Genomic DNA, 24,084 nt, shown 5'->3' with positions numbered 1-24,084 from the left:
TCGTGCTACACCGAGACACAGGTCTGTTCCCCTTGACCGAGCTGACCGAATTCCATCACCATCTGGCGCTCTAGCCACCTTCGGCTCTTATCTCCTCGCTGTGCCACTCGTTCTAAATACCCTCGGTAAATTTGACGAGCCGTGGGAGTGGGATGGACTCCAAAGACCGCACCCAACCGCCAGGATTGTGGGGGATATGCACCACCATAGGTATCGATAAACTGATGAGCGGCCCAAACGGGAGAATAGCCCTTTTGATAAGCCTGCCGGACCCAAACGCGATATTGCCGGAATTTCGGCAGGTCAGATTCGGGCAACATCAACGTCAGTTCTGAGATGGGGGGAACGGTGACGGACTCGAATCGATACCGACACCTCGGGCATTCCAACTCGAATCCTCGCATGAGAGCACCACACCCGCCATCAGATTCGGGGCAAACTTTTAGGGGAACCGCACCAGGTTGAGGGTCGCGTCCGAGTTCCAAATCCACCTCGCGCACGTCCTCGAGGAACCCAAAATGGGAAATCGCCCCCACGCAATCGAGGATGACACAGTCGGTTTTCTCCGTTTCGGGCGACAGGCGCAGTCCTCGCCCGATTTGCTGCACTAACTTGGCTCGGCTTCGGGTGCGACGCATTAAGAGAATGCAGGAGACGGGAGGACAGTCGAACCCTTCTGCGAGTGCTTCGCAACTGGTGAGCACCGTTAACTCACCCGTTCTCAGTTGTTGGTAGTATTTCTCTCGTTGTCTGGGGGACATCGAGCCATCTACCGACGCAGCTCGAATCCCTCCCTTCTCGAAGGCGCGGGCGATGGCGCGGGCACTTTCGACGTTAGAGGCAAAAGCGATCGTCCGCCGTCCGAATCCCAGTCGCTTCCACTGGGCGACTGCCCTCCAGAGGGCTTCTGGGGATTGGCAATCGACTTTGTGTTGTTTCTCGAAGCTATAGTAGATGGGCTTGCAGAGGTAGCCTTTGTCGATGAGTTCTCCGGGCATGGGCGCTCGCACCACTGTCGAGAACCAATCCCCCAATCCTTCCTTGGGATTTAACCGCCAGGGAGTGGCCGTCACGCCGATAACCAGAAGCCGGGGTGCGTTCTCTAAAATGGTGCGAATGGGAGCGGCGAAAGCACTGAGGTGACATTCATCGAGGATGAGCAACCCGCAACGCTGCCAAAACCAATCTACATTCCGAACGCAAAGGGTTTGAACGGAGATGACCTGTACCGGACGAGTGCGATGTTCCTCGTATCCTCCGGCGAGAATTCCACAATCGAGTTCCCACCTTGAAAACTTATCGAGGGTCTGGTGGATGAGAAGATCTCGGTGAACGACAAACCCCACCGTGCGACCCCGACTCACTGCATCGGCTACCATCTGAGCGGTCATAATGGTTTTTCCCGCTCCGGTTGCTGCCACGATGAGAATTCGGCACTGACCTTGGCGAACGTGCTGGTACACCTCTTGGCGGACTTTCTCGGTGAAAATCTCGTAGTTGGGGAGCCACTATTCCACCTCCTGGTGCTTTTGGGGAACCCGACTGGGGTCGATAATAATGGCGCACTTCCCCTCGAGTTGGCGGGTGTGATGGCGGCAAACTTCCACCGTTCCTTTGTTAAGTTCCCACAGTTGCCGCACTTGCCTCCCTTCTTCGCTCTCGAGCCAATCGAGGGCAGCAGCTTCTTCGAGGGTGAGCTGCCGGGGTCCGGTAGGGTCGAGCTGTGCCACGAGTTCCCCAGCGGTGACATTGGGAGTGGCGAGTTGATACCCCAACTTCACCCCGAGCGCTCCGCCCACGAGTAAGAATAAAACCGCCGCAGAACCGGCGACCAGAATCTGAGCCGTTGGGAGTGTCGGTTTTTGAGTGGCTCGTTCTTGCTGGGCTTGAAGTTCCTCGAGTTCCAGTTCTACCTTTTGCTGGTACTTTCCCTCAAGATCTTTGAGTTCGAGTTTGACGGCCTCAATGAAGGTTTGTCGGAATTTTTTTTCCAACCCGTCGCTGTAGGCATCGAGAACTTGCTCGCGGGCTTCAAACTCGCGGGTGAGGCACTTGAGTTTTTCGTCGAACTGTTGGGGAACTTCCTCAAGCAGTAACTCTAATCTGCCCGTGGCCGCGAGCAAGATAAAGAGGGGATCGCTCTCCTCGATACCCGTCAGCCTCATGATTTCCAGGAGTTTGGCTTTAAACGAGTCGGACTTGCCCTGGCAAACCAAGTCGAACAGGCGATGGGGTTCGTCGGTTAATTGAAGTCGGGGTCGCTCGGGTGTTATGCCAGTCATTGCTAGAATCTCCTAGGTGGCTGACTTAGACTTTTTCCCTGCTGGTTTCGACTCCAGGGGGGGAAGCATTTCGACCCTTGAGATTTCCCGATGGCTGGCTTTGAGAAAACTGCTGACCCGCTGGCGATCCATCACCGTCCATCCCGCCGCTTTCGTCGATACGGCTTCTTGCATGGAGCGATGCTTGAACAGGCTCAGAAACTTGCCTCGCCCCGTTCCCAGAAGCAGCTTGGGGAAATCCAACTGTCGGGTGGGAAACTTGATGGCTAGCTGGGCGACTTCTCCAGTTTCGAGTCCGGAAAAGTCCGGTCGTTCCGTCGCCCCGTGATTTTTGACAATCACGTGGGTCATCTTCTCACCCCAATCTTGCAAAGAGCGCTGTAACAGGGCCACGCTGTCGGGTTCCCCAGTGCAAACGAACCATTTGACAAATTCTAGAGTTCCATCGAATTGGGTTTTGGCTTTTTTGGATTTTCGGCTGCGACCCGAGCGAGCTTCCGGTGCCGCACCGAGGGTGACCTCTTGTTTTTCTTCCCCGGAAAAGTGACCCAGTTCCGCTTCTAAGAGTTCGGGTAATTCGACCTCTTCCAAGGAGCAGTCTTCGAGTAGCGCCTGTTGGAATTGGGCATCGAGGACCCCCGTTTGCTCGAGCCATCCCTTGGTAATCGTATAAATCTGAGCGGGGAGGTTGACCAGGACGTTTTGCCCTTCCATCACCCGTTCGATAATTCCGTCGGCGAGATTGACTTGGCTCGGGTCTTCGCTGAAGGTTCCCAATTCGCCATGGCAGCGAGTAGAGTAGGCATTGTAAACATCTGGGTTAGTGCGATCGGTATCGATGAGGGCAAAGGGATATTCGACTTTGAGGCAATATTCGACCAAGACCTTGGAAAATAAGGACTTGCCGATGCCACCTTTTTCTCCATCAATGAAGTGAATTTTCATGAAATCTCCGAATTGGATCGTGGGAACGTGAATTTGGGAGCGCCTATAGCTATAGCAACCGCGCTTGGGGAGCGGGGACATCGTGAGGGTGAGCAGCGGTCGGACCGGAGCGGGGCGCGCAAGAGTTCGGACCCCTAGGGGGCAGCAAGAGGTCGGACCCCGCGTCGGCGAAAGACGCAAGGGAATGCCGACCTAGCAAGGGAACGCCGACCGTTGGGGAGCTGAGGAAGCAGTCTTGAGCAGTCTTGAGCAAGACCCCGAGCGGATGGCACGCGAATGGTACAAATGTCAAACACGTCGCTGACGACTGCTATATCTATGAAGGTTGCTATAGGAAGCCAACGGTACGAGAAATTCGAGCTTTAATCCTCCTGGTTCTTATCGTCATCGTCATCGTCATCCTCTGCATATAAGTTGTTAAAGCCAAACATTCGATCGAGCATTTGCTCTTTTTCCTCGCTCATGGGTAGTGGGTCGAACTGGGAGCGATTGTCTGAGGGGGAGACCGTTGAATCCCCGTTTTCTCCGACCGGAGAGGGAGTCGGACTCACTGAATGCGAGCTCGAGATGGGAGGGCGGGGGTTAGCAATTTCGTCGGAACTGAGTGGGGAAACGGGAAAGGGGAAAACCCCGCAGGGTAAACTGTCGAAGTATTCTTGCAACGGGTCGGCGTATTTAGATTGAAGCGCCATCATTTGAATGTAGAGCTGTTGGATTGAATTCCAAGCCGCTTCTCCAATTTCTTGCGGACTGGCTCCAGAATCTTCTAAAGCTTGGGGAGCGTAGTAGCCTGCTAAGGCTGATGAGACCAGATGGCGAAGCCGTAATTGGTTTCCGGATTTGCAATATTCCAAAATGCGAGCTTCTCGCTCGCATTGCGATGAAAACTGTATTCTTGTCGGTTGATTGTCTTTCACTTTGTGGTGGGTTTTCATGACAAGTAACTCCCTTGGAGAATTTTTTTTGGGCGAGTGGCAGCTTTACATTTCTTTTGAATTGGAGGCTTGTTGGGTCGTGTCCGGGTCGTGTCCGGGTCGTTCCCAGGTCGTGTCCGAGTCGTTCCCAGGTCGTGTCCGGGTCGTGCCTGGGTCATTGGGGAGTGGCAGTTGACCCCATGAGTTGACTCCAAATCGGTTCATTAGGCATCATTATTGGGTCTAAGTCGCGTCCGGGTCGTGTCCAGGCCGTGTCCGAGTCGTTCCCAGGTCGTGTCCGGGTCGTGCCTGAGTCGTTTTCCCGATGGGGTCAGATGCTGCATGATTTGCAGCAAGGTATGTCAAATTGCAGCAGAGTTCGAGAGAGCCTCACATTTCGAGTTCGGTTCAAATGAGGCGAAAAATTGGCGAAAAGTTCAACAACGGTATCGTTTAACTAGCGAACGGGTGCGGCGGAGATTCACTGACGATCTGACTCGTTGCGCTCTGAATTTTCTTGAGGTAGTACAAGAACAGACAATAGCAATCCGCCAACCGTTCGAGGGAGATGTCTTGGATGAGATGGGGGGGAATTTGAATCCCACCGTGCCACCACAAAGTCAACCCTTTCCGGGTTTGGTAGTATTCTTGGAGTTCGGCTTGGAAGTAAGCTGCCGTTCCCCCACCAAAGAGGATGTCTTGGGTTCCCATTGGTAAAGTATTGTCGAGCCAACTGACTAAAGACCGAAAATACTGGCGTCGCGATGATTCGATGGCTTTTACCATGCGTTCCACATCCTGGGCGCGACCGACTTCCGAACGGGAGCAAGCAAACTCGAACAACGCCTCCTCTTCAATGGGATAACCCGCTTTGACGATGGCTTCGGTCATGCGGTCGAGTTGAAGTCCGCTCGTTTTCTTCACAGCCGCTTCCACCATGCGGATGAAGCCGAGATTTGAGGAAAAGCCTTGCTCGATGGCTTGGGAGCAGATGGGTAAAATCGAAGCATTCCGAAAACCCATCATCACCGCAGCCACTGGAGACTCTAGGGAAGCCATTGTTTGTTGTCCGGCGTGAATCAGACACAACCCATATCCTTCTGGCTGGCTTAAGAAACTCACCAACTTGACCCGCAGTTTTCCGCTGGGGGTTTCAAAAGAGCGCAGTGCTGACTTAATGGATTTTCGCAGCCTTTCGCCATCGGTAAGTTCGCCCCCCGGTAACAGTACCGATAGCGCCAAGGTGAAGCGGTTGGGTAAATCCAATCGCTGCGAGATCGCCCACACCATGGCAAGGGTCTTAGCAATGGCCCGTTCGTACTTAAGTTCGGCTAGTCCCGAATTGGCGAAAAACTGAGTTTTGGCAATTTTCCCCACCACCGCGTAACCATCGGGTGTCTTTACCCAAGCGCGATTTTCCGGTCGAACCGGTCCCATTAATTCCATCGACCAATCGTCAGCAATTTCTTCGGGGTCTACAATGGCGACTTCCGGAGCCATTAAAACCGTGATGTACTCCTGCGTACCCGGACGATCGCTCCGAACGGCATTCGCCCGAGTCAAACTCGAGCCAAAATCGATAGTTGCAACAGCATCTGGTCTTTCCATGACAAAATTTCCTCAATTGAATACGTTCGGGATGTGACTCAAAAAGACCGAACAACTTACTTCAAGTTCTTGATTTCGGGTTGGACGGGGTGACAACACACTAGACATCAAAGGTCCAAAAGCTTGCTCTCCATAGGTTTTATTCACCTTGTCACCCCTTGAGGTTTCGGACAAAAAACGCGCGATTTAAGTGAACGACCAGCTCCCCGGTTTCCAATCCTCGGGCGAGCACGGTGGCTTTGGACAAACCGCGCCCGCTCCAATAACTCCAAAAGGCACGGGCAACGGCAAGAGGAATGGGAACGATCGATTCTACGGTCGGACTCTCCTCTACCCAGATACGGGGTTGGTCTTCTAACCGAAAGTCCTGACAACATTTCAAGCGAGTTCTACGAACTGATAAAAATCGAGCGACCGAATTCGGGTTCAACCCCAACGGTTGAGTTAGAGCGATCGCAGAAAAACAAAAAGTTCCCCAGGGGTGGCGGTAGGCATTCAAACAGATGCTTTTCCATAAAACCCTCAAGTACGTCACCCGCTCGTCGAGTTGATAAATTCTGCCTGATGGGTGGTGTCGTTTCTGCCTAACTTGCATAAGCTTTTAATTCTCAATTCAATCTTTTGAGCCAAGCTACCGATTGTTTTGGCGGGCTTACGATAAAGTACTTTAGGGAAATCTTTTGGGTGTGCCTATCGGTCAACTGGCTATTTTTTCTACGAGTTGGATTGGGTTGAATTACGCCAGTCCGGGTGAAAGATTTTCGAGTAGTGGGGAGGCGGTGTCGCTTCGGGGTCAGTGTAGGAATTGGTAAAGCCACGGTCGGAGAATTTGCGCTTCCGAGCTGCGATCGTTAGTGACAAGTTAAGCAATTTTGTCGGCAGTCAACTCGACCGGCTTGAATAGCCGAACTGTCTTCCAAATATCGCTTCGAGCGATTCGACTCTTGTACGCAGGGGGGGGAGCAGAAGGCGGAGGGATGGGGGAGGCGTCCGTCCCCCATCGGGGGGCGCAGCCGGAGGCGGAGGGTTGGGGGGAGACCTCCCAATTCTGGGTTTTCGGTCGATTACTGGACGGTTGACAAAGTGAATACAAACTTAACTTGTCACCCATGAGCTGCGACTCCATTCCCCATGCCCCATTCCTCGATTCCCGTTCTCCTTGACAAGCGGCACACAACCTTAACTTGTTATCAACGAGCTCGAAACGGTCTTGTTCCGAACCAAGGTTAAATTGTCTGACTGACTGATGTGGGAAATTGAAAGCCGATCTTTAATGAATGGGGAATGGGGCAATCCACCAACCCGGCTTTTCCAAAATTGCCCAAGCCTGCCAAGCTGGGTTGGGCTCTAGATGCAAGGATTTGGAAACCGTCGAGCAAGAATGTGGCAGCATCCGTTGAGATGAAAACCTTTTGCCAATCGTTGATTTGTGCTTCTTCAGTCAGCTCTACGTGCGGGTTCATCCATCAATTGACGGTGCCCTCATTCAGGTTCGAGGAGGTCGTAAAACATGAAAGCAAAATTCGTGGGTCTGTTGTCTGTTGTTTGGTTTGGACTCGTCCAAATCCAAAGTGGGACTGCATTAACGCTGCGCGTATCGATCGCCACCGGAAGCGAGATTGAAGTGGGCGCGGCACAAGAGGCCGTGGTGTCAGATCGTTGGGGTAATCCCATCGCTCGCATTCCAGAGGGGAGTTCGTTACCGATTGGGGCTAAGAGTTCCCTTTCTCGCATTGGAGAACTGTGGATCGAACCCATTGACGAGCCACCTCTGATTTGGGTTGAAGGACGTTGGTATCGCGGTCGCCTACAATTGATTGCCACATCCGAGAGGATACTAGCTGTGAATCACGTCGATCTCGAAGAATATCTTTATAGCGTTGTTGGGTCGGAAATGAATTCCTCGTGGGGTATCGAAGCTCTGAAGTCTCAAGCTGTAGCTGCGAGAACTTACGCTCTTTACGAGCGAGAAAATAGCTCCTCGTCCGACTTTGATTTGGGCAGTACCGACAGATATCAAGTTTATCGAGGAGTTGAGGCAGAAACGGACAGTACCCGAGTCGCCGTAGAATCTACCCGAGGTCTTGTGGTGGCTTTTGAAGGAAAGATTGCTGCTACCTTCTATAGCGCTTGCAGCGGAGGAAGAACGCGAGCCATCTCAGACGTTTGGGGAACTCAACCCATTTCTTATCTCACTAGCGTACCGGATTACGATGCTGGCTATCGGGAATGTCCTCCTGGAATTGGGTGGGGTCATGGGATTGGCTTGAGTCAGTATGGTGCCAGAACTCTTGCCGATGCCCGATGGTCGTACAACTCAATTTTGCAACACTACTACCCCGGCACTTATTTATCTGAGTTCGACTTTGCTCCTGATAATGACTAAATCGTAATTTTTGTTAATTAAATATTGATTGGTTTTTAAGTTTATGCCAAAATCGATGCCCAAAGAGGTTTGAGGGTTTTGGTGATGAAAAAGATCTTGATTCTTGAAGACGAGCCGCTCGCCCAAACGGGTTTGCGTTTGCTTCTGAGTCGGCTCGGTCGGGAGCGTGCTTGGGAAATTGCAGGAATCTGTTCGACAATTGCGACGGCCCGAGAGCGATGGCTCGAAACCCGACCGGACTTAACGTTAGTCGATATCGAACTGCCCGATGGCAACGGACTTGAATTTGCCAAAGAGCTGGTCGCTCGTTCCGCCCAAAGTCGAATCTTAGTGTTTTCGATGTGGGACTCACAAGAAAAGGTTTTGACAGCCTTACAGGCGGGAGTTCGTTCTTATTGCACCAAATCCTTGGATGTGGATTTGCTATCGAGAGCCATCGAGGCGACCCTGTTGGGAGAGTGCTTTCTCGATCCGACGGTGGCTCGCTATTTGGTCGATCGAGTTGGGAGTCGAGGTCTTTGCGTGCGCCAGCAAACCCGCTCGATTTTGACCGAGCGAGAACGTCAAATCTTGTCGTTAATCTCGAATGGGTTTAAGAATCCCGAGATCGCGCGAATGTTGTACGTTAGCGTCTCCACCGTCAAATCTCACGTCAGTCATATTTTGAGCAAGTTAACTTGCCGCGATCGCACGCAAGCCGTTGCGGTGGCCTTTCAAGAACAATTAATTTAGGAGAAACAATGGAAACGACCCCGATACTCAAACAGGAAATCGAGCATTTAAGCCATGACTTGGTCGCACCGCTGAGAATTGGTCGTCAACTCCTGCAACTTCTCGAAAAGGGAGATTTCGGGGAACTCTCGTCCGAAGCTCTCGATATTATCCGCACCCTCCAAGGTTCTCACACGCGCTTGCTGGAAATGGTGCAGAACTTGTTGCCGCTCGGGCCCATCACATCCAACACTCAACGGGAAGTGGATCTCGATTCAATGCTCGTGTCGGTCGCACGAGAATATCGAATTTTAGTCCCAGATGAAGTGAGATTCTCGGTGGATTTAAGGATGACCGAACAATTCGTACTTGGCAATAACAGCGCACTGTATCGTGTTTTTGCTAACTTGTTGGGGAATGCGCTCGAGTTTACCCAGAGCGGAAAAATTGAAATTCGCTCCCAATGCCATGGGACCTGGGCAATTGTGGAGATAGAAGATACGGGCTGCGGGATGGATGAGCTGACCCAACAACGGGTATTTAAACGTTTGGAAACGGGTGATTGCCCTGGGTCGGGAACGGGTTTGGGATTGTATTTGTGCCAACAGATTGTCGAATCTCATGGGGGAACGATTTCCTGTCGTTCCGTTCCCGGTCGAGGCACGAATTTCACTGTTCGGCTACCGTTAAGCGCAAATCCCGGACCCGGTCGGCTTCGTCCGTGTTTCGCACCCGTCCAAGAAAAGGTATAGCAGTCGCCATATCGCGATTGACACAAGTGACCGTGGGCAGCGATCGGACCGGAGCAGGGCGCGCAAGACGCAAGGGAACGCCGACCGTTGGGAGGAAAGACCACGGGTTAATGACACAATTGTCTGGCGTTGTCTGCCCCTTCGCCCACCCTGGCGGTTGCTATAAGTGATTGATGATAGCTATCTTCAATATGGTCAACTTAAAGTCTTCTAAAACCGAGAAACGCGATCGCCGAATATCTGTCAATTTGACTGAAACGGAAAAGGCGATCGTCCGAAATTCTGCCGAAGAATGTGGTTTGTCTGACTCTGAATACATACGACGACAAGCTTTGCAACGACCCATTTCTTGGCAAGAACTCTGCGTCACTTACACGAAACTTGGAGAAATTGGCAGTCACCTGATCCAGATTCGGCGCTACCTATCGCACACAGCCACTCCGGACACATCAGAACTCGCACAACTGACCGTCTTACTTCAACAACTGCCCGCAACACTCACCGAACTCAGACATCAAATCGCGCAAATTCCCCGCTCTTAGATTGAAGACGGGGAGACACCGGAGAGCAAAACACAAGGTAAAAATGCTCAATCCCTCGACCTGTCTCCCCCTCTGGAGCGTCCGGAGCATCAGTCAAAAATAGTAAATCAGATGCGTAGCAGCTTACACCCCAAACTCCAGTGCTGGCTAAAATTCGCAAAGGTCAAAACTTTTACAATTGCTTGCATTACACAACCCGAAAAGCCCGAGCCACAGTTTTGGGAGGGAATACCATCGGCGAAGATGCAAGGGAACTCGCTTCAGAATTTCAGGATGTGGCAGCACTCGGCGATCGAACCCAAAAACCCGTTTACCACGTTTCCCTCGCCCTACCTCCTCCCGAATGGCTTTGGGACGAACAGTGGCGCAGTATTTCCCAGCGCTATCTCGAAAAAATGGGATTCTCGAATCATCAATATCTGGTGGTGCGACACGCCGACACGGAACACGACCACATTCATATCATTGCCAATCGCGTTGGGTTCGATGGGAAATGTGTTTCCGATAGCTCGGATTATCGACGAACCCAACAGATTCTCTTGGAGTTGGAAGATGAATATCACTTGAGTTCCCACGATCGCGATCTAGAACGGCGTTCATCCACTACCGGACAAATTCGACGAATTCGCCACGAACAGCTCGAATACGAAAGCGGCAAGCGTTTGACGCCTCCAAGTCCGATCGTCCGCAGTCAGCTTCAGCAGTTTATCGACAACTCTACTCGGGATCGACCGACATTGAGCGTTTTGTTCGAGAGACTTCAACATCAGCAGGTTTTGATGCGACCTCGGTTTTCTGTTGAGATCGAGAAGTGGGAAGAAGCTCGGAGCGATCCCACGCTCCTTGGGGTGAGCTTTGAGTATCGAGGGGTACATTTTAGCGGCAGCCAACTCGGACGAGCTTACTCTCTACCGGGATTGCAAAAGTACCGAGGGGTAGACTTCGATCTCCAACGGGATGGGTCAGCTTTGGTGCGGTTGGCACGAGGCGACCGGGTAAAATCGCAAGGGGCAACAGACGAGGGAAACTCTGAAGAATCCGTGTTGCTAGCGGGAAACGGAACATTTCCAAAAGTCACCCAAACCATATTCCTACCTCAATTCCAATGGACTCAGGAGATCGTGGAAATTGCCGATCGATATCTTCAGTGCGTTGGACGCGATCGAATCCAAAACGCCTGCTATACCTTAATTCGACATCATGAAGGCAATCGCCTAACCCTGGAACGAGACTCGGGGCTGCTCGGCAGTGCTACTCGACAAGAGGGATGCTGGCAACCCGAGGATTTCTCTGAGATTGAAGAGTCCGATCTCGCGTGGTTTCGGACTTTGGAGGAGAGCATCCAAAACCAACACCTACAAACCGTTGCCCCGGTTGTGGCGATGGCACTGCACCATTTGCAAAAAGACCGTATTGACGGCACGCGATATTCTGCGTATTGGGATGAAGAAATGTTAATTCTCCAACGGGCAGGCGTTGCCGGATCGGTAATGGCGGCTCGATACGACAAGTCAACCCGACAGTGGGTCGGAACGGTTTCGTTGCCCGCAGAAGAGGTGCGGGAATTTTCCCGTTTCCAGGAACGACAGCAGCTCTTGTTGCATGAATCGCAGGTCGGGCAAACGACCGTGGATTGGGATTGAGCGTAAGCTAATGCGCATTTAAATTGTATAGCAGTCGCCATGTTGGGCGCGGACATAGAATAGGGATGTCTTGTCACCTGGGAGTATCTGTGATGCCTCGACCATATAGCTGCAATCTACGCCGGAAAGTAATTGAGGCGATCGAACTCAACGGTATGAAGCGCTTTCGTTGCGAGTGAGTACTTTAACATCAGCCGTAACACGATTAACTTATGGTTACAGCGATTTGCTCAAACCGGTGATTTTCGTCCCTCATCCAGAGAGTACCGGAGTAGCACTCACAAGATTGTGGATTGCGAAAAGTTTCGAGTATTTGCTCAAACCGAATGCGATCGCACTCAAGAGGAGATGGCTGGTGTTGTGGGAGGGAGACATCAGCTCTCGCACAATCTCACGGGCTTTGAAAAAGATCGGATTTACACGTAAAAACAAACCTACGGTTACTCTCAAAGAGATGAAAAATTACGCCCTCGAATTTGGAGATCGAGCCAAATTCGGGTTAGTATGACGATTCCGACCATCAACTCTGAAGAGTTCTTCTGGGTGCAATTGTCCTCATTCCTAACCATGGCGATCGAATTACCCATTCATCTTTCCATACAGAATGACATCCCAGGTGACTCCCAAGTTACAGCTACCCCAAAGCCGAGATTTTCCCCTTTGGCAGACTTTCCGTTCTTTTGTCGCTCCCTTGGATTACTGGAGAACCATGGGACGCAAATATGGCGATATTTTTACCGTTGGTTTTTTTAAACTCCCCCCAGTCACGATCGTTTCCCACCCCCAAGGCATTCAAGAGATTTTTGAGGCCGATCCGGCTCTGTTTGATGCTGCTCACGTCAACGCTCGGTTCATTCATGCGTTTTTAGGCGATAATTCGGTGATGGTGCTCGATGGCGATCGCCACCGACGTCAGCGCCAGTTACTGATGCCGCCATTTCACGGCGAACGGATGCGCTCTTACGCTAGACTGATTTGCCAAACCACTGAAGAAGTGATGGAGGGTTGGTCCCTCGAGCGACCGTTGAGAATGCGCTTCTCCATGCAAGAAATTACCTTGCGGGTGATATTGCAAGCCGTGTTCGGTTTGGATCGAGGCGTTCGTTACGATCGACTGCGGCAGCTATTTGGGGAAATGCTCGATACCCTCTTCTCGCCGTGGAAATCTCTAACGGTCTTTTTTCCACTCCTTCAAAAAGACTTGGGCGGTTGGAGTCCTTGGGGACGTTTCGCGCGCCAACTCGCTCGAGTAGACGAGCTGATTTACGCGGAAATCGCCGAGCGTCGCCGCCATCCCCAATCCGAGCGAGAAGATGTTCTGAGTCTGATGATGTCCGCACGAGATGAGGAAGGTCAGGTCATGTCCGATGTCGAATTGCGAGACGAACTGGTCACGCTGCTCTTTGCCGGACACGAGACCGTTGCCTCGTCACTGGCTTGGGCATTTTACTGGATTCATCGGTATCCCGAAGTGAGGGAGCGGTTAGTTGCCGAACTCGATGGCGTCGAACCGCTCCCCGATCGTTGGGTGCAACTTCCATATCTCAATGCGGTATGTTGCGAAACCCTTCGGATCGTCCCCATTCTGATGTTTTCCTTCGTTCGCATCTTGAAAGCACCGTTTGAGGTGATGGGTTATCAGTTTGAACCGGGCGACATATTAGTTCCCTCCATTTATACGACGCACTACCGAGAAGACATTTATCCAGAACCCGAGCGATTTAGACCCGAACGATTTCTGGAACGAAAATTTTCTCGGGGAGAATATCTTCCCTTTGGTGGTGGCGCTCATCGCTGTTTGGGGCAAGCATTCGCCCAGTCCGAGTTCAAACTCGTGTTAGCGACCGTATTGCGTCGCGCCAAGTTACGCTTAGCCGAGCCCAAACCCATTCGTGCAGTCCATCGAGGCTTTACGTTCTCCCCCAAAGGAGGAGTGAAGATGGTTCTGGAGAATTGGCGCGAGAGTGGAAGATGTTAAGCTGTCACGCATCACAGTGTTCGGCATTAAAACTGTATAGAACCCATTTGACATCTTTCTCGGTAGTGTCTGGCTTTGAAGGAAGTCGTTCATCGAGTGGCTCCATCACAGAGCTGCCTGAGTCGAGTCATTTGCAACTAACAAAGGGTCAATCGGTCTAACTGTAAGGCTTGTGGCTCAAGGATGAGATCTCAAATGGGTTCTATAGGTAGATCGAGATTTTGGATGTATGATGTGGCGCGAACGGGTGTAGGCAATACCCTACGAAGATGTGTTTTGGCTTAGAAGCGAGAGTGGAAGATGTTAGGAGCCGGTGAGATCGTGGGAATATTGGGTGGGGTCGCCATCGCTCAAATTCTTCCCGATGCGACGCTTGGCAACCCCTCGGTTGTTAATTTCGATGCAGATATTCGGCGCGTTGCGGGAGGAGAGCGAGCGGGGGGTAACTTATTCCATAGTTTCGATCGGTTTAACGTCAGAACTGGGGAAATCGTACATTTCGATAACCCTCCAACTGTCGATTGCATCGTAACCCGCGTCACGGGAGGGCAAGTGTCCCACATCGATGGATTAATACGTTCTAACGGTAGTGCCGATCTATTTTTAATCAACCCCAGCGGTCTCGTCTTCGGAGGCGACGCTCGTCTGGAGGTGGGCGGTTCCTTTATCGGCAGTACCGCTGATGGCTTGCTATTTTCCAACGGTGGCTTTTACAGCGCCACCGAACCAAACGACCCTCCACTTCTCGAGCTCGGCGTTCCGATTGGATTGCAATGGAACGGTAGCGGCTCGGGTCGCATCCAAGTCTTCGGTTCGGGACATCAAGTTCGGGTTCCCATCTCCGATACGGGATTGCCTCCCGCTTTCCCCCCCAATCCGAGTGAATTATCTGTCGAGACCGGTAACGATTTCATCTTAATTGGAGGTGATGTCCTGCTCGATGGCGGACAGCTCGGAGCCGAGAGTGGAACCATCCAACTTGGCAGCGTTCTTGAAGGGGTTGTGAGTTGGGAGGGGGGAAAGCTCGATTACTCCCAAGTTGTTCGCTCCGGTCAGATCGAGCTATTCTCTCGCTCTTCTCTCGATGTGAGCGGGAGTCCGAGTGGCAGCATTGGGATTCACGCTGGAAGCCTCGATGTCAATGGTGGTTCTTTGCTCGTGGCGCAAAATCGAGGGGTGGCTCCCGGTGGAGATATTCGAGTGTCAGCGAGTACAGCTGAATTCTCGGGTGTTTCCACCGAACTGGGAGTGCCCGTGACGACAGCCCTCGACAACCACACCATTGCCTCCGGGTCTGGAGGTAATATTCTCGTTTTTGCACAAAGTTTGGGAATTCGCGATGGAGCGGAGTTTAGTGCCAGAACCTTTGGCAGTGGAGAAAGCGGCAACATTCAAGTTGAGAGTTCGACGATCGAAATCGAAGGATTGTTCTTCGTCTCCGAGGATTTTCTCGTGTTGAGTTCCCTCAACTCGATCGCCTTTGCCAGCGGGAATGCGGGAAATATCGAACTCTTTGGGGAGCGAGCGAGCCTTCGCGAAGGCGGCTCGATTAGCAGCGTGACGGCAGGGGAAGGAAACAGTGGCGATTTGCTCGTTCGAGTGGGGCTCATCGAATTAACGGACGGTCCAACCGGTCGAAATCAGTTTGGCGGACTGACAACAGCCACGGTGGGAAATGGAGATGCGGGAGATCTCAGGATTGTGACGGAGCGATTGTCTCTCGAGGAGGGCAACGCCATTGACTCCTCGACCTTCTCTGGCGGGGATGCCGGAAATATCGAGATTGTCGCCTCCGAGGCGATCGTTGTGCGACCGGGAATCGAGCCGACGGTGATTTCCTCGAGCGCCCTGCCATTCGAGCTCGAAAGCCTGCGGGTTGTTTTGGGGATTCCCGCTAGACCGGAAGGAGACTCGGGTTCTGTGACGTTAATCGCACCGCGCGTGGAAGTCTCCGGAGGCAACAGCAGCATTTCCGTTCGCCACGAAGGAACGGGAGATGCGGGCAATCTCAATATTCGCGCTCAAATGGTTCGCTTGAATCGAGGTGGTCGTTTGACGGCTGCCACATCCTCCGGACGAGGAGGTAACATTTCCCTGGATGGCAACGTCGTTTGGCTCTCGAGGGGCAGTCAGATTACAACGGCAGCCGGGGGGATTGGGAACGGCGGTAATATCACCCTCGATCTTGATGTGGCGTTAATTTTAGAAGAAAGCGATATTATTGCTGATGCCTTAGAAGGGGTGGGGGGAAACATTCAAATTACCACACCCGGACTGTTTGCCAATCACCCCAGTGCTATTTCTGCCAGTTCCCGCTTCGGACTCGATGGTACGGTGCAACTGGACGCACCCGACCTCGACCCCGGAGCCCGACTGGTGGCACTCCAAAGCGACCCCCTCGATGCCGCCTCTCTCCTGGTTGGAGATGTTTGCCGCTTGGCGCAGCGCCGCCCCAGTCGGTTCGTCAACGTTGGGCGCGGTGGCATTCCCCCAGAACCAGGTTCCCAATACAGCGCTCCAGTTCTGGAAGACTGGCGGATTCCCGATCGCGAGGAACTCGAAGCCGCCGACCCCGTTTCCGTCGCCCTCGAACCGGTCGAGCGAGAACTTGTCGAAGCCCAAGGGTGGTACGTCAACGATGCGGGAAAAATTGTCTTGACGGCGACACCTCCGGCGGACAATCTCCCCAGCCATCGAGAAAGGGGGGTTTCCGATTGTTGGTAAAGCGATGGCTACCGATGGCACTCGGGGTGCTTTGGTCGAGTTGGATGGGGTCGGCAAGCGCTCGATTTGGCGAGTTGGAATCCGGACGACTCGACTATCGAGAAGGGCGTTACGTTGAAGCCCTGCAACATTTTGAGAACGCGAAAGAAGATACCACCATCTCGAAGGAATACCTCGCCCTCATCGAAAGCTTCGAGGCGCTGACCTATCTAAGGTTGGGGGATTTCCAAAGGGCGGATGCGAGCCTGACTCGAAGTCTCAACCGACTCGGAGACAACGCTCCCCCTCAGATGTGGGGACGGGTTCTCAATACCCGAGGTCAAATTCAGCTACAGCTGGGGGCCTCGGATGCCGCTCTCAAAAGCTGGCAAGATGCCGAGAGCGCCTATTTAGAAGTTCCAGATGAGATGGGGGCGACCCTCGCGCGACTCAACCAACTCATCGCCCTCGAATCTTTGGGACTGTACCATCGAGCTGAAGGTTTGTCCGAGCGGTTGGCAGCAGATTTGGAGAGTGCGGGCGATATCGAGCTGCGAGTGGCTCTGCAAACCCGGCTGGGAAACCTGCACCGACAGTTGGGAAATCTCGCTCGAGCTGAAGAATTATTGGAGAGCGCTTTCCAGGAGGCTCGAACTGAGGGACTCGACTCGAGTGCGATCGCCTTGGGTTTGGGACATCTAGCCGCAGCCAGGAACCAACCGCAACGAGCCATAGAACGATATCGAGCTGCCTCGGCGACGACCGACCCCCTCGAACGGATTCGATCGCAACTGTCTCAACTACCGCTTTTGTCAGAACCCGAGGCAACCCAATTGGCTCGACGCATTTGGGAACCCTTGCTCGAATTACCCCCAAGCCGTTCGGTTATTTTCGCTCGAGTGGAGCTCGGACGGTTTCTTGCCTCGCCGGACATCTTGAAGGCGGCTGTTGAGGCAGCCACCCAACTTCAAGACGATCGCGCTCTTTCCTATGCCTTGGGAAATTTGGGGACGCTAACCCAACAAAGCGAACCGACCCAGAAGGCTCTACATCTAGCCCAATCCATCGGTGCGACCGATCTGGCTTACCAATGGCAGTGGCAGCTCGGACGGCAGTGGCGCTCAGGAGGGCGCTTCGGAGACGCGATTGCCGCTTATACTCAAGCGGTTGAGTCCCTCCAACTTCTGCGCAGGGATTTAGCTGCCACAGATGCGGACTTGCGGTTTGACTTTCGCGATCGCGTCGAACCGGTCTATCGAGAACTCATCGATTTGCTTTTAACTGGGTCCGAACCCACCCAAGAACGACTGCTACGAGCAAGGGATACGATCGAAGCCCTGCAACTGGCGCAACTGGATAATTTCTTCCGGACGGCTTGCCTGGACTCCGAGCCGGTTCGATCGATTCCGACAGCCACGGCGGCGATCCATGCTATCGTACTCGACGATCGGCTTGAGGTGATTCTATCGCTGCCGGACGGAGCCGCAAGCCACCATTCCACTCCCATCGAACGCGCCCGACTCGAATCCCAAATCGAGCAGTTGCGGCAATACCTGCTCGAACCCGATCGACTGCGGGATTTACAAGGGTTGGCTCGCCAGTTTTCGATGGCACTCATCGAACCTTTTAGGGAAGAATTAGTGGATGTCGAGGGGTTGGTCTTCGTCCTCGACGGTGCGTTGAAAAACCTTCCGATGTCCGTACTCCACGACGGGGAGCGGTATCTGGTCGAGGAATACGCCATTGCTCTGAGTCCCGGACTGAGCGTGAAGCCTCCCATCGTCCCTTCTGAATCCGACGAAACGTTGATCGCTGGTCTGAGTCGCGCTCGCCAAGTGGAAGGACGAACATTTAGTGCGTTGCCCCACGTGGAAGACGAATTGCAAGCTCTTGCGTCGGTTGTCTCCGAACCCAAGTTGTTAGCCAACGAGGAATTTACGGCCACCCAACTGAGCCGACAGCTCGACGGGATTGCACCTCGAGTGTTGCACGTTGCCACCCACGGACAGTTCGGCTCCACAATCGAAGATACGTTTATCTTAATGTGGGACGAACTGCTCGAGCTCAACGAATGGGAACGGTTGCTGCGATCGAGTATCCAAGGGCTGGAATTGCTCGTCCTCAGTGCTTGCGAAACGGCGCTCGGGGACGAACGGGCGGCACTCGGACTCGCTGGGGTCGCCACTCGTTCTGGAGCCAAACAGACTCTGGCTACGCTTTGGCAGGTCGATGACGAATCGACATCGACATTGATGGGGCAATTTTACCAGGAGCTAACCCATCAACCTCCTGCTGAAGCTTTGCGTCGAGCGCAACTCCATTTGCTCCGGGAGCGGGGTTGGGAACATCCCTTTTTTTGGTCGGCGTTCGTCTTGGTTGGCACCCCTTGAGATCTACGAGATTAAAGGTTTTCCGGTTCGACTCCCAATGCTTTGAGTTGTTCTCGCAAGCGGACATTCTCTCGTTCGATTTCCTCAGCCCGTTGGCTTTCTCGCTCGGCCCGCTGGCTTTCTTGCTCGGCTCGTTCCTCTCCAGTCAAGAGCAAATTTCCCTGACTATCCCACCACCGCAGCCAGGGAAGTTCTGCATTTTGATACTGCCCTTGCCAAATTCCGAGTTCGACTCCCATCGATGGAATCGGGTAATGTCCCCGCTCGTTGGCGAGCAATAAACTGTAGCGCCCATCGAGCAGACGGTAGACTTCGATACTGGCTTTGGTCACTTCGTAGATGCCGTAGAAGGGGACGCGAATAGCTTGCTCGTACACCCAGAATTTGCCTTCATAGGGAGTTCGATCGCGCTCTTCGGAGCCGCTACCGGAGACAAACTCCAGGACAATCAGGGGGGCGACAATTTCCCGCCAGAGAACGTAGGAACGCCGCATCTGACCGTCGAGAGTCGGTGGCACGTTGGGAACGTAAAACCAGTCGGGAGCTTCGGCTCCTCGTTCGGGGGGGTTTGTCAAGCGCCAGTAAATGCCGCTATCTTGACCGATGGCATACTGTCCGTCGGGGTGCAGTTGTTGCAGCGTGGGTGAAATAGAGTCTGTCAGCAGAAGACTCTGGGGATGTTCTTGAAAGTTCTTCACAAACGTACCGTCCGACTCGGGGAGTTGGGTGTGGTCGGGTAATGTGGTGGGAAGTTTGGGTAAAGTCTCGATTGGTTGCATTGACCAACACTATTAAAAATGTCTAATTAAAAATTTAAGAGCTAGCGACGGCAAATATTTGTTCGGCTGTTGGACGAAAATTGGGAAAAGTGGGGGAAATAATGGCGTCATTCCCTAACCTGGATAATTTACCAAACGCGCTTGCTCCCGTTCTCGAGCGAACCTCACGCAAACAGACTGTTTTTCAAGTAAATTGTCAGCTTGCTTGGTGGGCAAGGATTTGAGGGATTTTCGTCACTCCTCATAAATAATGCAGGCTAATCGAAAAGCCTCTTACGTTGGAATGTTTCCCTGTGGGCTTTGGCATTTCAACAATTATCCCATCATGGAGTTCGTAGCGTCCGCCCCCGTTCGGATACCACGCCATAAAATCTTTAAAGGTAACGGGTTGGGTCAAGGATCGAACCATAGATTCTATCTTTTGATGGCTATCCTATTGTAGTGTGAGAACCCGAAGTCCGAGGGCGTTCCCTATCAATCCAATCCGAGTTCTTCTAACTCGTTCCAAGACCTCAAATCTTGGTGTTGCAGAATTTCATCGACGAGATCGTACCAAAGTTCGGTCTCGTCGTTCGATTCGACTCGCTGTATCCAACCGCGAACGAATAGCGGTGGCTTCCCCTCTTGGCAATAAACCTTAAAATACCACTGATACCATCGCTCGGGTTCTAAAACCGTTTGAGTTTGCAGGCGCACCCAACCCGGTTCGCCCACGACCAAAGGAATGCGATCGACATCGAAATCGTTGTCGTCTTGAAGGACGAACTCTCCTCTAACCTCCGAATAGGGCGAAAATGCCCACAGGGTCGGTTGAGCTTGAGCCGTTCGACCTTCAAAGGTTTCGGGAATCGCGGCGAGAATGGGTTGAGAGGTTTGCGGACAAGTTCCCCGCCGATCTCCGGAACTTTGTCGTCCGGGACGACCTCGATCGTCCATCGGTTCTTCGGAGGCGTGGGTTTCAAGACCTGGGGAAATAAGAGAAAGTCCAACAAGAACAAGGGATGTGAGTTGGATTTTGAAGCTAGATCTATGCATGACTATTGGTAACGTTTGAAGTTTGGAGTCAATTCGGGTGAGACGCCAGAACAATACGGGTTGGAAATTTCAATGGCTGGGTGGGCGAATCCGAGCTGGAAAATCACTCGGACTCACCGAGAGCGAGCGATACACATCAGTCAGCGATAAAACTGTAAGCAATTATACGGGGAGTACTTCAGAATGAAAACCTAATCCCCGTATAATTACGCAAAAATTAAAATTTTTCAATCTGTGTCGGATAAAAATTTCGATTTTTCAATCGCTCGACTTAGCCAACTCGCGCTCCCAGCACTCAAAATGGGAGGAAGCCAAGGAATCCAAATACCTCTTATCGAATAGGTTCCACTAGCAAGGGTCAGTGAGAAGACTGCGATGGCAAGAACGAGTTTCGGTCGGTGGAGAACCGAAGCCAGGAAACCGGTTCCCACCCCCCAGACCCCAATCCAAACAATTTCCATCCACTGAGGCCACCATCCCAGTAAAGTCTGGTTGCCTCGGGCACTGGAGATGAGTTGTTCGATGGCAATCGCGTGAATCTCAACCCCGGATAAAAGTCCAATGGGGGTGCGATGTCGGTCTTTGTACTCTTCTTCGACCCCAATTAAAACGATGCGCTCGCTAACGAGTGTCCCCAATTCCTCAGCATTGATGGTGCCATCGAGAATCTGTCGGAGTCCAACGGTGACGGTGCGGGGGGTGCGATAGTCGAGCAAAATCTGGTAGCCGAGGGCTTCTTCCGATGGCATTTGGTAGCCAAGGGCATGTTCGCTTAAAGGCTCGAGTGCAGCTCGACCGAGGTAAAAGGTTCCGTTTTCGTTGCGTTGGGGGGATTGACCAAGAGTTATCGAAGCCAATCTCAAGGCGAAAGAATAGCTGGTGGGACAAGTTCGATCGCCCGTCATGCCGATGATGTATCGCCGAATCAGATCGTCGCGATCGCGCGCGAAGTTGGAAAACCCAAGGTGCGTTTCATCGATTTCTGGGGGAGGAGGAACGCTTAGCAAGTCTTCGTTCCCAACGCGACAAACGGGGATAAATGGAATCGTCTCAATCGAATCTTTTAACGTCGTCGAGAAGGGAAAATCGTGGAGGATGTCGAGTCCGATGGCTTTGGGTTGGTGGGGAGCCAGCATTCGTATGAGTCGTTCGAGGGCCTCATCGGAGAGAGACCCCTGTCGCTCCCAGCCTTGCTGGTTTTGGTACTGAATATCGCCCTCGTCTACGCTGACCACCAATACTGGAGAACTCGATGTTCGAGAGGGCAATCCGCGCATCATCCAGTCGTAGGTTGCCAGTTCGAGACCTTGCAATATCCCCAGACCTCGCAAACCAAGAACGACAAGGGTTGAGAGGGTACTCGCAACTAAAGCTCCTTGCCAATGGCGAAACCGCGACGAACTCGATTGTTGGAGTTCCTTCCACGTTGGGGCGGTAAACTCTGGATGTTGGTAGAGCAGTGGCAGCCAAGAGGCTCCGGGTAAATCTGTAAACTCTTCCAAGCGCTGCCTAGCCGTTCGGAAAGCCCCGTAGAGCGATTGTCCTCCCGCGTACTCCTCAAACCAACCGTTTAAGAAGGTTTGGGCGACGCGATCTCGAACGGCTTCTTTCCAAGCGATGACGATGGGAACTTCTGCGAGTGCCAGAGCCTGAATCGATGCCCAACTTTCGCAGGAATTGAGAAACGCGATTTGCAATCCTCCGGCGACCGCTTCGCGCAGAGCGTGCCTGAATTGCTCGACTTCAAGAAATTCATTCCCACTTAAGTGAAGCGTTCCGGTTCCTTCGTCGGTACTGTGACCGGCAAAGACAAAAATATCCCATCCTTGACGCAACCTGTGGATGAATTCTCGACCCGATGGTTGAGACAGCAGAACCGTTCGAGCATTGAGTTGCCAGAGCGCTCGAGCATCAGGAGCCAGGTTGATGTCGGTATCGTCTCCAAGAACTCCCAGGATGCGAGCCGCACCCGAACGGCGAACTGGGCGAGGAAGGTCGTGAAATTCCGGAGGGGCGAATCCCAATGTCAGTTGAGAATAGCGATCGAAAATTTCCCACACTTGCCAGGGAATTTTCCAAAGATCGGGGTTTGAGGTTTGAACGATTAACTGACTTTCCGAATCGAGTGCTGCCAGGGAGCGCTCGAGGTGTCTGACAATTCGCTGCCACGACTCCAGGGGAGAGTTGAGCCAGTCTCGGACGCACTCGGCAAGCTGTCGGGCGAAGGAGCCTGATAAAGATGATGTCTCGACGGTCGAGCTGGAGAACACCTCCCAATTGCGGGAGTGAGCATCTCGCTCGAATCCAATTTTCCAAAGATCGTAAGACTCCAATAATGTCGCACAGGGCGGTAATTGACCTTCAACTTGAGATCGGATCGTTCCGTCTCGGCGAATTTGTAAGACGATCCCAAATCCTGTCTCGAAGTTGCCCGCACCGACTTTGAGAATTGCCTGCATTGACGTTTAAACCCGAAATCGTTCGGTTTCGCTCGCACCTTCTCCCAATCTTAGCCGAACGATAAATTCGCTGTCGTTGGGTGGAGAAAACCGGAACGCCATCGACTTTTCCCGCCCGTTGGAGGTTCCCTGAAGTTTGGCGCGTCCTTCCTCGTCGAGAACGAGTAAATGCAAATCCGCTGGTAGTGGGTAGAGTGGGTCCCGCGATTGTAGCGTCAGAGCCACCCCTAACGTACCGCTGGCTCTGTGGCTGCAATCGAGTGGAACTACGCCAACAAGGAAAACGAACTCAAGAGTTCCCAACCGCAGTAGCTTTCCTCGCCGGATACCCGCTTGAGGATCTTCCGGGCGAACTGCGCCCAGGGCAAATGCAGCTTGCCACTTGAGGTCTTCCCTGCGCTCGGTTATTGCGGATTTGAGGGTATCGAGAAGGCGTTGGTGTTGAGTTGGTCGCCCGGTGGCTTCCAAAATCGAGAGTGCCTGCACCATCAGACTCGGGTCCCCCGATTCCACCAGAGATGCGAGTGAATTGAACTGAGCGGTCGAGGCGCGCGCGATTCCCCCCCGACGAACCTCCGACTTCTGAAGCTGGCGGGGGAGTTTCCATTCTGGAGGAAACCGGGTGTAAAGCCATTCTCGAAGGGATACCGGCTCTTTGGGATAGCGCTGCCTTCTCAAGCGATCCAAGACTTGCAAAAACGCCTCGTCAGGCAAAATTGATAGGAGTAGGCTGGCATTAGAAAGGTAGAGATCGCAACCGTTTTTGAACCGAGAGTATTGGGCCTGGGCGAGTTTTTCGCCTCTTTCCTTGGCCTGAGCCTCGATCCAGGCTCCGGTCACTTTCCGTTCGGGGTGTTCTCGATTGAACCATTCGATCGCTTCGAGGATAGTGGCGTTGATATCAATATTCACTAGACATGTCCTCCAAAAGAGGGAATGGGGTGTGGGGTGTGGGGT

The 24,084-nt window shown here is 52.8% G+C and carries 19 protein-coding genes and 1 pseudogene; 9 read left to right on the top strand and 11 right to left on the bottom strand.

Features of this window, described 5'->3' with window-relative positions; all coding sequences use genetic code 11:
* Nucleotides 1-5: 5 nt before the first annotated feature.
* From AC2215_RS21165 to AC2215_RS21135, 7 genes are all read right to left on the bottom strand, one after another.
* Nucleotides 6-1,463 (bottom strand): DEAD/DEAH box helicase, encoded by a 1,458-nt coding sequence (locus AC2215_RS21165; RefSeq protein WP_486811997.1) that lies wholly within the window; start codon nucleotides 1,461-1,463, stop codon nucleotides 6-8.
* 45 nt (nucleotides 1,464-1,508) lie between these two features.
* A complete protein-coding gene (locus AC2215_RS21160; RefSeq protein WP_486811996.1) occupies nucleotides 1,509-2,282 on the bottom strand; it encodes a DUF6753 family protein in 774 nt (257 codons plus the stop codon).
* Between the two features lie 12 nt (nucleotides 2,283-2,294).
* Nucleotides 2,295-3,227, bottom strand: a complete 933-nt coding sequence (locus tag AC2215_RS21155; protein ID WP_486811995.1) for a P-loop NTPase family protein — start codon at nucleotides 3,225-3,227, stop codon at nucleotides 2,295-2,297.
* Between the two features lie 362 nt (nucleotides 3,228-3,589).
* Nucleotides 3,590-4,162, bottom strand: a complete 573-nt coding sequence (locus AC2215_RS21150; RefSeq protein WP_486811994.1) for a hypothetical protein — start codon at nucleotides 4,160-4,162, stop codon at nucleotides 3,590-3,592.
* A 432-nt stretch (nucleotides 4,163-4,594) separates the two neighbouring features.
* A complete protein-coding gene (locus AC2215_RS21145; RefSeq protein WP_486811993.1) occupies nucleotides 4,595-5,749 on the bottom strand; it encodes a ParM/StbA family protein in 1,155 nt (384 codons plus the stop codon).
* Nucleotides 5,750-5,900: 151 nt separating this feature from the next.
* A complete protein-coding gene (locus tag AC2215_RS21140) occupies nucleotides 5,901-6,344 on the bottom strand; it encodes a hypothetical protein (protein WP_486811992.1) in 444 nt (147 codons plus the stop codon).
* Between the two features lie 631 nt (nucleotides 6,345-6,975).
* On the bottom strand, nucleotides 6,976-7,212 hold the full coding sequence (locus tag AC2215_RS21135; protein ID WP_486811991.1) for a hypothetical protein: 237 nt from the start codon (nucleotides 7,210-7,212) through the stop codon (nucleotides 6,976-6,978).
* A gap of 47 nt (nucleotides 7,213-7,259) precedes the next feature.
* On the opposite strand from AC2215_RS21135, the gene AC2215_RS21130 reads away from it, so the two are divergent.
* The 9 genes and pseudogenes from AC2215_RS21130 (at nucleotide 7,260) to AC2215_RS21090 (ending at nucleotide 18,854) form a co-directional block, all read left to right on the top strand.
* The gene (locus tag AC2215_RS21130; protein ID WP_486811990.1) at nucleotides 7,260-8,135 is read left to right on the top strand and encodes a SpoIID/LytB domain-containing protein; all 876 of its coding nucleotides are present in this window, start codon (nucleotides 7,260-7,262) and stop codon (nucleotides 8,133-8,135) included.
* A gap of 84 nt (nucleotides 8,136-8,219) precedes the next feature.
* On the top strand, nucleotides 8,220-8,867 hold the full coding sequence (locus AC2215_RS21125; RefSeq protein WP_486811989.1) for a response regulator: 648 nt from the start codon (nucleotides 8,220-8,222) through the stop codon (nucleotides 8,865-8,867).
* 8 nt (nucleotides 8,868-8,875) lie between these two features.
* A complete protein-coding gene (locus tag AC2215_RS21120) occupies nucleotides 8,876-9,598 on the top strand; it encodes a sensor histidine kinase (protein WP_486811988.1) in 723 nt (240 codons plus the stop codon).
* Between the two features lie 173 nt (nucleotides 9,599-9,771).
* On the top strand, nucleotides 9,772-10,140 hold the full coding sequence (locus tag AC2215_RS21115; protein ID WP_486811987.1) for a plasmid mobilization protein: 369 nt from the start codon (nucleotides 9,772-9,774) through the stop codon (nucleotides 10,138-10,140).
* Nucleotides 10,141-10,280: 140 nt separating this feature from the next.
* The gene (locus tag AC2215_RS21110) at nucleotides 10,281-11,783 is read left to right on the top strand and encodes a relaxase/mobilization nuclease domain-containing protein (protein WP_486811986.1); all 1,503 of its coding nucleotides are present in this window, start codon (nucleotides 10,281-10,283) and stop codon (nucleotides 11,781-11,783) included.
* Between the two features lie 92 nt (nucleotides 11,784-11,875).
* Nucleotides 11,876-12,251 (top strand): annotated as a pseudogene (locus AC2215_RS21105) (IS630 transposase-related protein); the annotation flags it as partial.
* A gap of 136 nt (nucleotides 12,252-12,387) precedes the next feature.
* A complete protein-coding gene (locus tag AC2215_RS21100) occupies nucleotides 12,388-13,761 on the top strand; it encodes a cytochrome P450 (RefSeq protein ID WP_486811985.1) in 1,374 nt (457 codons plus the stop codon).
* A 300-nt stretch (nucleotides 13,762-14,061) separates the two neighbouring features.
* Entirely contained in the window at nucleotides 14,062-16,485 is a 2,424-nt protein-coding gene (locus tag AC2215_RS21095) for a filamentous hemagglutinin N-terminal domain-containing protein (protein WP_486811984.1), read from the top strand.
* Between the two features lie 14 nt (nucleotides 16,486-16,499).
* Nucleotides 16,500-18,854, top strand: coding sequence for a CHAT domain-containing protein (locus tag AC2215_RS21090; RefSeq protein WP_486811983.1), 2,355 nt, complete (start codon nucleotides 16,500-16,502; stop codon nucleotides 18,852-18,854).
* A gap of 11 nt (nucleotides 18,855-18,865) precedes the next feature.
* On the opposite strand, the gene AC2215_RS21085 is transcribed toward AC2215_RS21090, so the two are convergent.
* The 4 genes from AC2215_RS21085 to AC2215_RS21070 all read right to left on the bottom strand — a co-directional run bounded on the left by AC2215_RS21085 (nucleotide 18,866) and on the right by AC2215_RS21070 (nucleotide 24,039).
* Nucleotides 18,866-19,633: a Uma2 family endonuclease gene (locus AC2215_RS21085; RefSeq protein WP_486811982.1), complete on the bottom strand. Its 768-nt coding sequence runs from the start codon at nucleotides 19,631-19,633 to the stop codon at nucleotides 18,866-18,868.
* Nucleotides 19,634-20,107: 474 nt separating this feature from the next.
* Nucleotides 20,108-20,668: a DUF928 domain-containing protein gene (locus AC2215_RS21080; protein WP_486811981.1), complete on the bottom strand. Its 561-nt coding sequence runs from the start codon at nucleotides 20,666-20,668 to the stop codon at nucleotides 20,108-20,110.
* A 227-nt stretch (nucleotides 20,669-20,895) separates the two neighbouring features.
* Complete coding sequence (locus AC2215_RS21075; protein WP_486811980.1) at nucleotides 20,896-23,127, bottom strand: CHASE2 domain-containing protein; 2,232 nt, start codon at nucleotides 23,125-23,127, stop codon at nucleotides 20,896-20,898.
* Between the two features lie 6 nt (nucleotides 23,128-23,133).
* On the bottom strand, nucleotides 23,134-24,039 hold the full coding sequence (locus AC2215_RS21070) for a DUF1822 family protein (RefSeq protein ID WP_486811979.1): 906 nt from the start codon (nucleotides 24,037-24,039) through the stop codon (nucleotides 23,134-23,136).
* Between the last annotated feature and the right edge of the window lie 45 nt (nucleotides 24,040-24,084).

The organism is Zarconia sp. (assembly GCF_057467645.1).
This window is presented reverse-complemented; position numbering and strand designations above follow the sequence as displayed.

What these genes read in the sequence shown, in the direction of transcription:
- AC2215_RS21090 (WP_486811983.1), top strand. Translation starts at nt 16,500, where the DNA reads ATGGCACTCGGGGTGCTTTGGTCGAGTTGGATGGGGTCGGCAAGCGCT.
- AC2215_RS21100 (WP_486811985.1), top strand. Translation starts at nt 12,388, where the DNA reads ATGACATCCCAGGTGACTCCCAAGTTACAGCTACCCCAAAGCCGAGAT.
- AC2215_RS21130 (WP_486811990.1), top strand. Translation starts at nt 7,260, where the DNA reads ATGAAAGCAAAATTCGTGGGTCTGTTGTCTGTTGTTTGGTTTGGACTC.
- AC2215_RS21080 (WP_486811981.1), bottom strand. Translation starts at nt 20,668, where the DNA reads ATGCATAGATCTAGCTTCAAAATCCAACTCACATCCCTTGTTCTTGTT.
- AC2215_RS21150 (WP_486811994.1), bottom strand. Translation starts at nt 4,162, where the DNA reads ATGAAAACCCACCACAAAGTGAAAGACAATCAACCGACAAGAATACAG.
- AC2215_RS21115 (WP_486811987.1), top strand. Translation starts at nt 9,772, where the DNA reads ATGATAGCTATCTTCAATATGGTCAACTTAAAGTCTTCTAAAACCGAG.
- AC2215_RS21160 (WP_486811996.1), bottom strand. Translation starts at nt 2,282, where the DNA reads ATGACTGGCATAACACCCGAGCGACCCCGACTTCAATTAACCGACGAA.
- AC2215_RS21155 (WP_486811995.1), bottom strand. Translation starts at nt 3,227, where the DNA reads ATGAAAATTCACTTCATTGATGGAGAAAAAGGTGGCATCGGCAAGTCC.
- AC2215_RS21120 (WP_486811988.1), top strand. Translation starts at nt 8,876, where the DNA reads ATGGAAACGACCCCGATACTCAAACAGGAAATCGAGCATTTAAGCCAT.
- AC2215_RS21095 (WP_486811984.1), top strand. Translation starts at nt 14,062, where the DNA reads ATGTTAGGAGCCGGTGAGATCGTGGGAATATTGGGTGGGGTCGCCATC.
- AC2215_RS21140 (WP_486811992.1), bottom strand. Translation starts at nt 6,344, where the DNA reads ATGCAAGTTAGGCAGAAACGACACCACCCATCAGGCAGAATTTATCAA.
- AC2215_RS21135 (WP_486811991.1), bottom strand. Translation starts at nt 7,212, where the DNA reads ATGAACCCGCACGTAGAGCTGACTGAAGAAGCACAAATCAACGATTGG.
- AC2215_RS21085 (WP_486811982.1), bottom strand. Translation starts at nt 19,633, where the DNA reads ATGCAACCAATCGAGACTTTACCCAAACTTCCCACCACATTACCCGAC.
- AC2215_RS21125 (WP_486811989.1), top strand. Translation starts at nt 8,220, where the DNA reads ATGAAAAAGATCTTGATTCTTGAAGACGAGCCGCTCGCCCAAACGGGT.
- AC2215_RS21145 (WP_486811993.1), bottom strand. Translation starts at nt 5,749, where the DNA reads ATGGAAAGACCAGATGCTGTTGCAACTATCGATTTTGGCTCGAGTTTG.
- AC2215_RS21075 (WP_486811980.1), bottom strand. Translation starts at nt 23,127, where the DNA reads ATGCAGGCAATTCTCAAAGTCGGTGCGGGCAACTTCGAGACAGGATTT.